Consider the following 12,750-nt stretch of genomic DNA (forward strand, 5'->3'; position numbering starts at 1 on the left):
CAGCCCAAAGTTCTATATGTCTTAGGCGGCCAACGAGGCCACTTCGACACGCGCCCCGCCACCCATGGTGGAGGACACGGCAACCTTACGCAGATAAATACCCTTGGCCGCCGCGGGGCGAGCCTTGTTCAGGGCTTCAATCAGTGCGCCGAGATTGCTTTGCAGCTTTTCGACATCAAAGGATGCGCGACCGATCGTGGCGTGAATGATGCCGGCCTTGTCGGTGCGGTACTGCACCTGACCAGCCTTGGCGTTCTTCACGGCGGTAGCGACGTCCGGCGTCACGGTGCCGACCTTGGGGTTCGGCATCAGGCCGCGAGGACCCAGCACCTGACCCAGGGCGCCGACGACACGCATGGTGTCGGGCGAGGCGATGACGATGTCAAAGTCGATGTTGCCTTCCTTGATGCTGGCGGCCAGATCGTCCATACCAACGATATCGGCGCCTGCAGCCTTGGCGGCTTCGGCTTTTTCGCCTTGGGCGAACACGGCGACACGAACGGACTTGCCGGTGCCGGCGGGCAACACGACCGAGCCGCGAACCAGCTGGTCGGATTTTTTCGGATCGATGCCCAGCTGCACGGCCACATCGATGGATTCATCGAACTTGGCGGTGGCGGTTTCCTTGACCAGCGCCAGGGCTTCGGTCACGGAATAGAGCTTGGTACGGTCGATTTTGGCAGCGATGGCTGCGGCGCGTTTGCTGATCTTTGCCATGATTAGACCACTCCTTCCACGTCGATGCCCATGCTGCGGGCGCTACCGGCAATGGTCCGGACAGCAGCGTCCAGGTCAGCCGCCGTCAGATCCGGTTCTTTGGTCTTGGCGATTTCTTCCGCCTGGGCGCGCGTCAGCTTGCCGACCTTTTCGGAATTCGGGCGAGCCGAAGCCTTTTGGATACCCGCGGCCTTTTTGATCAGGATCGTGGCCGGCGGCGTCTTCATGATGAACGTGAAGCTCTTGTCGGCAAACGCGGTGATCACCACCGGAATCGGCAGACCAGGTTCCATGCCCTGAGTCTTGGCGTTGAACGCCTTGCAGAATTCCATGATGTTCAGACCGCGCTGACCCAGCGCCGGACCGATCGGGGGAGAGGGGTTGGCCTTACCAGCTGGCACTTGCAGCTTGATGAAGCCGACGATTTTCTTCGCCATGCAATGCTCCTGTCGGGTACTTGCGCCTGCTACAGAGGTAGGAGGCTCCCCGGGTTAATAACGCCCCCACGCTGCGCCTTCGGCTTGCTGCCTCCGAGGGGGCGCGTTTTGCCTTGGGGCGGCCCGGCGGCAAAACAACTGCCACGCGGTGCCTGGAGGTAAAAAATCAGACCTTTTCGACCTGACTGAAATCCAGCTCGACCGGGGTGGCGCGACCAAAGATCGTGACCGACACGCGGACTTTGCTTTTTTCGTAGTTGACTTCTTCGACACTGCCGTTGAAGTCGGCAAACGGACCTTCTTTGACGCGGACGGTTTCGCCCACTTCGAAGAGAACCTTGGGACGCGGTTTTTCCACGCCTTCTTCCATTTGCGACAGAATCTTTTCGACCTCGCGCTCGGAGATCGGCGCCGGCCGATTACCGGAACCACCCAGAAAGCCCGTCACCCGGTTGGTGCTTTTGACCAAGTGCCAGGTTTCGTCGGTCAATTCCATTTCGACCAGCACGTAGCCGGGGAAAATCCGACGTTCGCTGATGGACTTGCGGCCATCCTTGATTTCGACGACTTCTTCGGAGGGAACCAGAATACGGCTGAAGGCGTCCTGAAGACCGGCGCGCTCGATGCGTTCGACCAGGGCCTTGTGGACGCTTTTTTCCATGCCTGAATAGACATGGACAACATACCAGCGTTTGCTCATGCGGATTTTGTTCCTTAGTTCCAGCCCAGCAGCAGGCCGTAGATGATCCAGCCCAGGAACTTGTCAGCCACCCAAAGCAGGACCCCCATGGCAACCACGAAGGCGAACACAATCGCTGTCATGCGCGTGGTTTCCTGGCGCGACGGCCAAACGACGCGGCGGGTTTCGTTGTAAGATTCCCGGCTGAAGGCCAACGTACGACGGCCAGTGTCGCTGAACACAGCGATCACGGCGGCGACAATCAGACCTGCAATGAAAGCACCCACGCGAACGTAAGTCGGCTGCTCAACCAGCACCGAATACGCCACGATACCCGCCGCAATGACGAGCACAGCCAGACCGAGCTTGATCCGATCGGCGGTTCGATTGACTGTTTCTACGTTCTGTTGCGACATAATTCGGCGATAGGCACCGCCATAGCGGTGAAATGAGTAGTGGCAGGGGCAGAAGGAATCGAACCCTCAACCTTCGGTTTTGGAGACCGACGCTCTGCCAATTGAGCTATACCCCTAGACCTAAAAACGATGGTGCGTTACCGCACCGTCGTTTTCAAAGACGTGTGGCGGGCGGCCAGCCCACCATTGTACATCAATTACTTGATGATTTTGGCGACGACGCCGGCGCCCACGGTACGACCGCCTTCGCGGATGGCGAAACGCAGGCCTTCTTCCATGGCGATCGGGGCGATCAGGCTGACCACGATCGAGATGTTGTCGCCCGGCAGGACCATTTCCTTGTCGGCCGGCAGTTCGATCGTGCCCGTCACGTCCGTCGTACGGAAGTAGAACTGGGGACGATAGCCCTTGAAGAACGGCGTGTGACGGCCACCTTCGTCCTTGGACAGAATGTAGACCTCGGCCGTGAAGTCCGTGTGCGGGTGAATCGAACCGGGCTTGGCCAACACCTGGCCGCGCTCGACTTCTTCACGCTTGGTGCCGCGCAGCAGAATCCCGACGTTATCGCCCGCTTCGCCCTGATCCAGCAGCTTGCGGAACATTTCCACGCCCGTGCAGGTCGTCTTGATCGTGTCGTGAATCCCGACAATCTCGATTTCCTCGCCGACCTTGACCACGCCGCGTTCAATACGGCCCGTGACCACCGTGCCACGACCCGAGATCGAGAACACGTCTTCCACCGGCATCAGGAACGTGCCGTCCACGGCGCGTTCCGGTTGCGGAATGTAGGTGTCCAGCGCTTCGGCCAGCTTCATGATGGCTTGCGAGCCCAGCGGGCCTTCGTCGCCGTCCAGCGCCAGCTTGGCCGAACCCTTGATGATCGGCGTATCGTCGCCCGGGAAGTCGTACTTGGACAGAAGTTCGCGAACTTCCATCTCGACCAATTCCAGCAGTTCCTCGTCGTCGACCATGTCGCACTTGTTCAGGAACACGACGATGTAGGGCACGCCCACCTGGCGAGCCAGCAGGATGTGTTCACGCGTCTGCGGCATCGGGCCGTCAGCGGCCGAGCACACCAGGATCGCGCCGTCCATCTGCGCGGCGCCCGTGATCATGTTCTTGACGTAGTCGGCGTGACCCGGGCAGTCCACGTGCGCGTAGTGACGGTTAGCCGTCTCGTATTCCACGTGCGAGGTGCTGATCGTGATGCCACGCGCCTTTTCTTCCGGCGCGTTGTCGATCTGGTCGTAGCCCTTGGCTTCGCCGCCCATCGCTTTGGCCAACACCGTGGTGATGGCCGCCGTCAGGGTCGTCTTACCGTGGTCAACGTGCCCGATCGTCCCCACGTTCACGTGCGGTTTGGTCCGTTCAAACTTACCTTTTGCCATGGCTGACTCCTGAAAGGGAATGAGAGCTGGTCTAAAAATCTGTGGTGCCCATGATGCGGATCGAACGCATGACCTCTCCCTTACCAAGGGAGTGCTCTACCACTGAGCCACATGGGCGGTATTCATATTTTTCTGTCAGACGGCACCCACTGGAGCGGGTGAAGGGAATCGAACCCTCGTCGTAAGCTTGGAAGGCTTCTGCTCTACCATTGAGCTACACCCGCGATTCGGTTTCCCTGCTGACAGTGTCTTCTGTTTACACAGAAAACAGTTCGCTTGGTGGTGGGAGTTGGATTCGAACCAACGTAGGCGCAAGGCCAACAGATTTACAGTCTGCCCCCTTTAACCACTCGGGCACCCCACCGAAGCGAATCACGGATTATGAAGATATTCTTTTTGCTTGTCAAGCCAGGTGGGGATCAGATAGTAAGGCCGTTGTTCAGCCGACCATTCAGGCGCTCTGATCCTGTTCAGTCAGCACCTGCCCCAGGCCCTGGCGTTCCAACAGCGCATCCAGATGCGCCCAGTCGGAAAACTCGATCACCAGCTGGCCGCCCTTGCGGGCGCCGGACTTGATCCGCACGCGGGTCGCCAGATGATCGGACAGCGCTTTTTCCAGACGGCCCAGATCGCCCGTACCCGGCTTGGGATCCGCCTTGGCCGCCCGCCCGGAAGGGGTGATGACCGCTTCGTCTTCCTCGCGCAATGCCCGGGCGACGCGTTTTTCGGTTTCACGCACCGACAGGCGGCGGGCAACGACTTCGTGGGCCAGCAGAATCTGGCGGGCGGCGTCCGTCGCCAACAAGGCGCGGGCATGCCCCATGTCGATATCGCCGGCCAGCAGCATGGTCTGCACCGGTTCGGCCAGATTCAACAGGCGCAACAGATTGCTGGTAGCGGACCGCGAGCGGCCGATCGCTGTTGCCGCCTGTTCATGCGTCAGGCCGAATTCATCCAGCAGCCGCCGCACGCCATGGGCTTCTTCCAGAGGATTGAGGTCTTCGCGCTGGATATTTTCAATCAACGCCATGGCGGCGGCATTTTCGTCGGCCACCTGACGCACCAACACCGGGATTTCCTTCAGGCCGGCGATCTGGGCGGCGCGAAAACGCCGCTCGCCGGCGATGATTTCATACTGCCCTGCTTCCGATTCCAATGGCCGCACCAGGATCGGCTGCATGATGCCCTGGGCGCGGATCGAATCCGCCAGGTCGTTGAGCGCCCCTTCGTCCATACGGGTGCGAGGCTGATACCGGCCGGCCCGCAAAACAGCGACAGGCAGATGGCTGGGGGCATCGGACGACACGGAATTGCCGACGGCATTCAGAGCGCCGCTATCTGCTCCCAACAGAGCATCCAGGCCGCGACCCAGTCCTTTTTTTCGAGTTGCCATGGAAAGATCCTTTTCAGTGTGACGGAGCCCGATCAGGCAGCGCGGCGAATGCGCCCGCCGACGCGGCGGATCAGTTCTTCGCCGAATTCCAGATAGGCCTTGGCCCCGCGGGAGGATTTGTCGTAGACCACCCCTGGCATGCCATGGCTGGGGGCTTCGGCCAGACGCACGTTGCGCGGCACGACGGTTTTGAATACTTTGTCGCCGAAATGCGATTCCAACTGTTCCGATACCTGCTGCTGCAACGTGACCCGGGCGTCGAACATGACGCGCAGCAAACCGATCAATTCCAGCGCCGGATTCAGATTTCGATACACGCGCTTGATGGTATTGACCAGGTCGGACAGGCCTTCGAGTGCAAAATATTCGCACTGCATCGGAATGATGACGCCATGCGCGCCCGCCAGGCCATTGAGCGTCAGCAGCGATAAGGTCGGCGGACAATCGATCAGGATGAAGTCGTAGTCCTGAGCAACCTGCGCTAACGCCAGCTTCAGCTGGGTTTCCCGGTTGTCCATCCCGACCAAGTCGATTTCAGCGCCGGACAGTTCCCGATTGGACGGCAGCACGTCGTAGTTGCCGGATTCCGACCGAATGCGCGCGTCTGCAACCCCGGTCTCGCCAATCAAGACCTGGTATAGATTGACCGTTGCGCCGTTCTTGTCGATACCGCTGCCCATGGTCGCATTGCCCTGGGGATCCAGATCCACCAACAGCACGCGCTGCCCATGCAAAGCCAAAGCTGCAGCCAGATTGATGGCGGTCGTGGTCTTGCCCACACCGCCCTTTTGGTTGGCGATACAAAAGATACGGGCGACGGGTTTCTGGCTATCGACAGTCATGAGGTTCCTTCAATCCGAGTTCCAGCAGGCAGCGTTGCGCATCCATTCCTGGTACATGCAACGCCACCCAAGACTTCACGGCCCAGTCGGTGGCCGATTCCAGGGCCTGGCTTTCTTCGTGCGGATACTGGCCCTTCATGGCCAGCATCACTCCCTGAGGCGCCCGATGATGCCCTGCGACCCGAACAAAATCACCGAGCGAGGCAAAGGCGCGGGAAATCACGACATCAGCCTGCAGACTATCCAGGGATTCAATCCTGCCATGGACAGCCTGTACGTTTTTCAGACCCAACACCCCGGCTGCCTGACGGACAAAGGCTGTTTTCTTGCCCACGGCGTCCACACAGAAGATCGTCCAATCCGGCTGGCAAATGCCCAGAATGATACCCGGTAAACCTGCGCCAGACCCCATATCCGCGACCCGGAGATCCCGCCCGTTTTGACGGCTGCGCAGTTCCGGCACGACCGCCAGGCTGTCAAAGACATGCTGCACCAACATATCCGCAGGGTCGCGCACAGCCGTCAGGTTGTAAGCCTTGTTCCAATGATGCAGCTGCTGCAGGTAAGCCAACAATACATCCGCTCGGTCCAGATCCTGAGACATGCCCAGGGATTGCAGCGCGGCGGCCAGACTGTCCTTGAACGAGGGAAAGTCCGGCTTCATGCTGCTTTCGGGCGTCGCTGGGCCCGTTTCAGATGCACCAGCAGCAGAGAGATCGCAGCCGGCGTCACGCCTGACACCCGGCCGGCCTGACCAACTGTCGCAGGCTGGGAGGTCTTCAGCCGCTGACGAACCTCGGTGGACAGACCGGGGATCAATTCATAATCGAAGTCATCCGGAATCGGCTGATTTTCCTGCGCACGCTGGCGATCGATTTCCAGGCGCTGGCGTTCTACGTAGCCGGCATACTTCACCTGGATGCCCAATTGCTCGATCTGATCGGCTTGCGCCAATCCTGGGCCGGCCAGCACTGCGCCATCGGCATCACAAAGCGACATGAGCTGCTGATAATTCACATCCGGCCGCTTCAGCAGATCCAGCAGGCTGGGATGCCGATCCTGATGCAGCAGGGAAAGCTGTTCACGATCATGGGCGCCCAGAACGACCGGATTGATCCGTGTTTCTTGCAGGCGCTGGATCTCAGCCGCAACGGCATCGCGCTTGCGACTGAAGGCATCCCAGCGCACATCATCAACCAGACCCAACTGTCGACCTATTTCCGTCAGGCGTTGATCGGCATTGTCTTCACGCAGGCTCAGCCGGTACTCCGCACGCGACGTAAACATTCTGTAAGGTTCTGTAACACCTTGAGTAACAAGATCGTCCACCAAAACACCTAGATAGGCCTCTTGGCGCGGCACGATCCAAGGATCCTGTCCTCGGCATCGCAACGCAGCGTTGGCTCCTGCCAACAGGCCTTGTGCAGCAGCTTCTTCGTACCCCGTCGTCCCGTTGATCTGGCCTGCAAAAAACAGATTGTGGATTGCCTTGGTCTCTAACCAGGCATGCAGATGCCGGGGATCAAAATAATCGTATTCGATCGCATAGCCCGGGCGCATGATCTGCGCGTTTTCCAAACCAGGCAAGCTTCTGACCAAAGCATATTGAATATCAAAAGGCAAGCTGGTCGAGATTCCGTTTGGATAAATTTCGCATGACGATGCCCCTTCTGGTTCCAAAAAAACCTGATGACTGGCCTTATCTGCAAAGCGATGAATCTTGTCTTCTATCGACGGACAGTACCTCGGACCAATTCCCTCTATGGTTCCCTGATCGCTATACATGGGTGACCGATCCAAGCCGGATCGCACGATTTCATGGGATCGCTCGGTCGTATGGGTGATCCAGCACGGCACCTGCTCCGGGTGCATATCTGCATTACCCAAAAATGAAAATACAGGCACAGGGTCCAGATCCCCAGGCTGCACATCCGTCTTTGAAAAATCAATTGTCTTGGCGTCAATCCGCGGAGGTGTACCCGTTTTTAAGCGCCCTTGCGGCAGGTTCAACTCTTTAAGCCGGTGACCCAAGCTGGTAGCCGGGGGATCCCCGGCTCGACCGGCTGCATAGTGAGACAAACCCACATGCATAAGACCATTCAAAAAAGTTCCGGCTGTCAGCACAACGGTCTTGGCACGAAAAACCAAACCAATTTGCGTTTTTGCACCCACCACCCGATCACCTTCCAAAACCAAATCATCTACTGACTGTTGGAAAATCATCAAGTTCTGCTGCGCTTGCAGCAGCATGCGAATAGACCGGCGATAAAGAGAACGATCAGCTTGCGCTCGTGTCGCACGGACTGCAGGCCCCTTTGAACGATTCAGAATTCTAAACTGGATACCCGCACAATCTGTTGCCAGCGCCATCGCCCCGCCCAAGGCATCGACTTCTTTGACTAGATGCCCTTTACCAATCCCACCAATGGACGGATTACAGGACATCTGGCCCAAGGTATCCATATTATGGGTCAATAAAAGAGTACCAGCACCCATACGGGCGGCTGCCAATGCAGCTTCAGTCCCCGCATGGCCGCCGCCGATGACGAGAACATCAAATTCTTTGGAGTAATTCATGGGAAAGGATGGATGAGATTCAAGGACATTATACGTCCTCATCCATTGATAAACGATGATTGTTTCACGTGGAACAACTTTACATTGACTTGTTCCGCAATCCTCAACTCACTCATTTATGTTTCACGTGAAACATAAATGAATTTCCAAAAGCTTCCCAAATTCTCGACCCTGATGTTTCACGTGGAACATCTTAGAATGAACATCTGGGGATAAGTTTGTGGACAAGTATGGGAAAACCGCGTACAACTTATTTCATCGCGGAAACAAAAAAGGCACTCAAAGAGTGCCTTTCGAAATCTTTCGCTAAAACTTACAGCGGTCGGATTTCAGCTGCCTGGGGGCCCTTGGGGCCATCCTTGACTTCGAATTCAACTACTTGCCCTTCGTTCAGGCTGCGGTAGCCGCGGCCTTCGATAGCGGAGAAGTGAGCAAACACGTCAGAACCGCCAGCATCCGGAGTAATGAAGCCGAAACCTTTTTCAGCATTAAACCATTTGACTTTGCCCGTTTGAGCCATGATCAGGTACGTCCTAAATATAAAAGAAAGAAAACAACAATGAATCAAGAACAAGGAAACGGAACAGATCGTGCCTGAGTAGCGGTGAGCGACAGGGCAAGCCTACTGCGAGACATTCGTGCTGCTTGAATTGCATTGCAACAGGGAGAATAACCACGCTTGGTCAAAAGTCAAATCATAGTTTTCCCTAGGTCGAGATTGTATCCGTGCCGGCTATCTCGTGCATAAATAATTATTGATTTTTATAAAACAGTATTTTAAATCCAACATTCATGACAAATATAAAATCTAAACTTCCTTTGGTGGGCGACACCATTTTCAGTGAAATGAGTCAGTTGGCTCAACAATTGAATGCCATCAACCTGGGGCAGGGTTTCCCGGATTTTCAGCCAGACAATGAATTGTTGAACGCGGTTTGCCAGGCAGTTCAGCAAGGATCCAATCAATACGCTCCCATGACAGGGGTTCCGGCGCTGCGCCAGGCTATTCACGACAAGGTTATTGCACACCAAGGCCGTTCCTACGACATCAATGCTGAAATTACAGTCACATCTGGTGCAACAGAAGCGCTGACCTCAAGCATTCTGGCGCTGGTGCAGTCTGGAGACAGTGTCGTTCTGATTGATCCGTCTTACGATCTGTACGCGCCAGTTGTCACATTGGCTGGCGGACACCCCGTTCATGTGCCGATGAATCCTCCCACGGCAGGAAATCCCAGGTTTTCCTTAAATTGGGATGCAATTGCCGATGCGATCAATCAACAAACACGGTTGTTGGTTTTGAATTTTCCGCATAATCCCACCGGATTGACATTGCGCGAGGAGGACTTGGATGCGTTAGAGCAGATTGCAGCACGGCATCCGTTTCTGATTTTGTCAGACGAGGCCTACGAACATATTGTTTTCGATGAAAGGCCGCATGTCAGCCCAGTATCCAGACCTGTGCTGGCGGCGCGTTGCGTGCTGATATCGTCTTTTGCCAAGACGCTGCATGCCACCGGCTGGAAAATCGGCTATTGCTGCGCACCAGTCGAAATTTCCAGGGAAATCCGCAAGATTCACCAATATTCCGTGTATTCCGTCAATACACCGTTTCAAGCCGGCATTGCCGCATATCTGAAGCAGTCCCAAACCGTTCAAACTTTATCCGCCTTTTATCAGAAAAAAAGGGACCGTTTGATGCACGGCTTGGCTTCTACAAAACTAAGGCCTTTAACATCCGAAGGCACATTCTTTTTGCTGGCGGACACGCAAGCCCTGGGGCAAACATCGGAAAAAGAACTGGCCATCCGGCTGACACGCGAAGCAGGTGTAGCAACGATTCCCGTATCGGCTTTCTATCCGGAACCGTCTTCGCCCCTGGCGAACCATCATCTGCTACGTCTATGTTTCGCAAAGCAGGATACCACGTTGGATGCCGCTATTGAAAGACTTGCTGGCTTGTAGCGGGTTCCTGCCCGGCTGGTGGCAAGCCTTCTGTTTATTTCTATCTTTTATATCTAACTGATAAGACTAATGGGTGTCTGTGGATAACTGGAACAACTTGTTTATGTCATGTAAATCAAATAGTTACGTTGTTTTTCGGAGTGGATTACATTGTGCTTAGTCGGGGAATCGATTGGGGACATTTTTTTGAACTCTCGTGAAAGCCCAATTTGTTCATACCCTATCCACAGAACATGCACAGGAAGCGTCCTCTCTACTTATCCACAGCCTGATTGTTTGTTGTCAGCCGTAGATATCTGTTGGTTTTAGGTGCTTCTGGGCCAGATGGCCCTATGTGGTTGGCAGCTGTTGGCCGTCATCAAAGACCAATTGCCGTTCTGGCCATAGCAAGGCAGCCAGGCGGTACTGTGTGGTGTTGGTGCTTTTCTGTTGCTGGCGCTCATTCCAACGGGCGCCGACGGAATAATCGATGCAGTAGGCCTGACGCTGGGATCCGTGCCAGGCAGTTGGGGTGATGTTCTGGAATAGACGGCTATAGCGCCAGGCATCCGGCTGTTTGGGCGGCTGGAACAGGCGCCAGTAGTGGCCGACGACCACCGGAGTTGGGTCTGGATCCTGGTCCCACCAAGCGATGCGGTCAGAATAGCGCCAGCGGTGACCGGAATAGAAGGGCTGTGCGCTGCGGGCCTCGATTCCGGAAGTCATGCGTTTGATGGGATTGAAGCGTTGCTGCAGAAATTCGAAATCAGCGACTGCATCCAGATAGGGCGGAGGGTTGTTCGGGTCTTCCAGTTCTCTGGCCCAGCGTTCGCGTTCAGCAATGTAGCGGGCTCTTAGATCGTTTTCCTCGGCCATCTTCTGGATGCGTAAATCCCATTCATGGATCAGTGTCAGGATGTTCCCTAAAGGAACCTGGGCGATGGACTCGATCGCGACAGGATCCCAGGCGGCGTGGACGATTCTGAGGCCCGGCATGCGGAGCGCCAAGGGAAGGCTGCAGAAGAAATCGCGAATTTCGGGGCGTTGGGTTGCCGTTGCCCGGGTAAAGGGAGCGTAGTGAGGAGTGTCAGGTGTTTCACGGCTGTCGAAGAACCAGCCGGATCCGTCTTTGGCATCGTTGGCCAGCAGATTGATTTCGTGATTGCCCAGAATGGCCAGCGCTCGCCCCTGATCGATCAGTTCGCGCACTCGGGTGATGACGGCCACGCTATCGGGGCCGCGATCGCACAGGTCTCCGATGAATACCAGGCGTCTGTTCTTCAGCAGGGGATGATGATCCAGGTGATCCAGCAAGGCGTTCAGCGCCTGGATTTCCCCGTGGATGTCGCCGATGATGGCCAGAGGTTGTTCGGCAAGCGTGTGGACAAGTGTTGGGTTCATATCCCTATTTTCCTTCGTGTGGGGATTGAGGACAATGGGCAGTATCCGGGGTTGCCTTATGGGCTTTGCAGGAGAAGTTCTGATGAACCGGTACCAGATCAGCGGATGGCAGAACAGCTACCAGGAAGGGTCGAACGGCGAAGTCCTGAAGAACAAGCTGGGCATTGTGGTGCGCGACGATATAAATCATGCCGAACTGATGCTGCTGCGCAAGCTGTACATCAGTGTTTTACAGTCTCCTCCCCAGGGCTCTATCACGGTTCGCCTGATCCGGGAATGGCACCGGCGCTGGCTGGGTAATGTCTACGCCTGGGCGGGTTACGAGCGGTCCGTCAATATGAGCAAAGACGGGTTTCCTTTTGCGGCGGCTGATCGCATACCAGCTTTGCTTGAGGATCTTGATAGGCGTTACCTGGATCGTTATACGCCGTGTTTTGGCATGAGGCGTTCGGATCTGGTCGATGCGATTGCCCTGACCCATGTGGAATTCATCCTGATTCATCCTTTTCGAGAAGGTAACGGCAGAATTTCACGCCTGCTGGCCGATGTCATGGCGGTCCAGGCCGGGGTGGGACCCTTGGATTACAGTCTTTGGGAATCGAACAGGGATTTGTACATCCAGGCCATCCAGACAGGCTTGATGGGGGATTATCAAGCGATGAAAACCTGGGTGGACCGTATTGTGCCCGAATACGGGCTGTAGTCAGGCGAGCGTGGGAGCAGCCAGTTCCAACGTGGGAAAGCGGCTGTCGGATTGCAGTTGGGATTCGAGTTCGTGGACTGCCTGGCCGGTTTCGATGGCCGTCGAACTGGCAACGGCCCGGAGGATGCGGCGCAGGTCTACGACAGGCGCCGCAGACAGCAGGTCAGGAACTGGAGACAGGGTGCTGGAAAGCATGTCTCATTATACTGCGCTTCATGCTGAAGTGTCTGATTTCAAATGTTTTGATACCCCT

General features: G+C 56.2%; 14 protein-coding genes and 4 tRNA genes. 2 read left to right on the forward strand and 16 right to left on the reverse strand.

Going from position 1 to position 12,750, the window contains the following annotated elements; translation table 11 throughout:
- Positions 1-21: 21 nt before the first annotated feature.
- The 14 genes from rplA to VDP79_RS13615 all read right to left on the reverse strand — a co-directional run bounded on the left by rplA (position 22) and on the right by VDP79_RS13615 (position 8,969).
- Positions 22-717: a 50S ribosomal protein L1 gene (gene rplA / locus VDP79_RS13550; protein WP_323018696.1), complete on the reverse strand. Its 696-nt coding sequence runs from the start codon at positions 715-717 to the stop codon at positions 22-24.
- A 2-nt stretch (positions 718-719) separates the two neighbouring features.
- A complete protein-coding gene (gene rplK, locus VDP79_RS13555; protein WP_298014843.1) occupies positions 720-1,154 on the reverse strand; it encodes a 50S ribosomal protein L11 in 435 nt (144 codons plus the stop codon).
- 166 nt (positions 1,155-1,320) lie between these two features.
- Entirely contained in the window at positions 1,321-1,854 is a 534-nt protein-coding gene (gene nusG, locus VDP79_RS13560; RefSeq protein ID WP_323018697.1) for a transcription termination/antitermination protein NusG, read from the reverse strand.
- A gap of 14 nt (positions 1,855-1,868) precedes the next feature.
- On the reverse strand, positions 1,869-2,249 hold the full coding sequence (gene secE, locus VDP79_RS13565) for a preprotein translocase subunit SecE (RefSeq protein WP_323018698.1): 381 nt from the start codon (positions 2,247-2,249) through the stop codon (positions 1,869-1,871).
- A gap of 40 nt (positions 2,250-2,289) precedes the next feature.
- Positions 2,290-2,365, reverse strand: a tRNA-Trp gene (locus VDP79_RS13570).
- Positions 2,366-2,446: 81 nt separating this feature from the next.
- On the reverse strand, positions 2,447-3,637 hold the full coding sequence (gene tuf, locus VDP79_RS13575; protein WP_323018688.1) for an elongation factor Tu: 1,191 nt from the start codon (positions 3,635-3,637) through the stop codon (positions 2,447-2,449).
- Positions 3,638-3,679: 42 nt separating this feature from the next.
- A tRNA-Thr gene (locus VDP79_RS13580) sits at positions 3,680-3,754 on the reverse strand.
- 33 nt (positions 3,755-3,787) lie between these two features.
- A tRNA-Gly gene (locus VDP79_RS13585) sits at positions 3,788-3,861 on the reverse strand.
- A gap of 53 nt (positions 3,862-3,914) precedes the next feature.
- Positions 3,915-4,001, reverse strand: a tRNA-Tyr gene (locus tag VDP79_RS13590).
- 87 nt (positions 4,002-4,088) lie between these two features.
- The gene (locus VDP79_RS13595) at positions 4,089-5,030 is read right to left on the reverse strand and encodes a ParB/RepB/Spo0J family partition protein (RefSeq protein ID WP_323018699.1); all 942 of its coding nucleotides are present in this window, start codon (positions 5,028-5,030) and stop codon (positions 4,089-4,091) included.
- A 32-nt stretch (positions 5,031-5,062) separates the two neighbouring features.
- Entirely contained in the window at positions 5,063-5,872 is an 810-nt protein-coding gene (locus tag VDP79_RS13600; RefSeq protein ID WP_323018700.1) for an AAA family ATPase, read from the reverse strand.
- Positions 5,859-6,536 carry a 16S rRNA (guanine(527)-N(7))-methyltransferase RsmG gene (gene rsmG, locus VDP79_RS13605; protein ID WP_323018701.1) on the reverse strand — a complete coding sequence of 226 codons (678 nt, stop codon included), beginning with the start codon at positions 6,534-6,536 and terminating at the stop codon, positions 5,859-5,861. The genes VDP79_RS13600 and rsmG overlap by 14 nt, the downstream gene beginning before the upstream one ends.
- Positions 6,533-8,449 (reverse strand): tRNA uridine-5-carboxymethylaminomethyl(34) synthesis enzyme MnmG, encoded by a 1,917-nt coding sequence (gene mnmG / locus VDP79_RS13610; RefSeq protein ID WP_323018702.1) that lies wholly within the window; start codon positions 8,447-8,449, stop codon positions 6,533-6,535. The genes rsmG and mnmG overlap by 4 nt, the downstream gene beginning before the upstream one ends.
- A gap of 313 nt (positions 8,450-8,762) precedes the next feature.
- Positions 8,763-8,969, reverse strand: coding sequence for a cold-shock protein (locus tag VDP79_RS13615; protein WP_323018703.1), 207 nt, complete (start codon positions 8,967-8,969; stop codon positions 8,763-8,765).
- 272 nt (positions 8,970-9,241) lie between these two features.
- On the opposite strand from VDP79_RS13615, the gene VDP79_RS13620 reads away from it, so the two are divergent.
- A complete protein-coding gene (locus VDP79_RS13620; RefSeq protein ID WP_323018704.1) occupies positions 9,242-10,414 on the forward strand; it encodes a methionine aminotransferase in 1,173 nt (390 codons plus the stop codon).
- A 330-nt stretch (positions 10,415-10,744) separates the two neighbouring features.
- Here VDP79_RS13620 and VDP79_RS13625 read toward each other — a convergent pair whose 3' ends face one another.
- Positions 10,745-11,794: a metallophosphoesterase gene (locus tag VDP79_RS13625; RefSeq protein ID WP_323018705.1), complete on the reverse strand. Its 1,050-nt coding sequence runs from the start codon at positions 11,792-11,794 to the stop codon at positions 10,745-10,747.
- Positions 11,795-11,876: 82 nt separating this feature from the next.
- Here VDP79_RS13625 and VDP79_RS13630 point away from each other — a divergent pair, with 82 nt between their 5' ends.
- Entirely contained in the window at positions 11,877-12,497 is a 621-nt protein-coding gene (locus VDP79_RS13630; RefSeq protein ID WP_323018706.1) for a Fic/DOC family protein, read from the forward strand.
- Here the strand turns inward: VDP79_RS13630 and VDP79_RS13635 are convergent, their stop codons facing one another.
- A complete protein-coding gene (locus tag VDP79_RS13635) occupies positions 12,498-12,692 on the reverse strand; it encodes a hypothetical protein (protein WP_323018707.1) in 195 nt (64 codons plus the stop codon).
- Positions 12,693-12,750 lie beyond the last annotated feature (58 nt).

This window comes from Castellaniella sp. (assembly GCF_034675905.1).
Classification (GTDB): Bacteria; Pseudomonadota; Gammaproteobacteria; order Burkholderiales; family Burkholderiaceae_B; genus Castellaniella.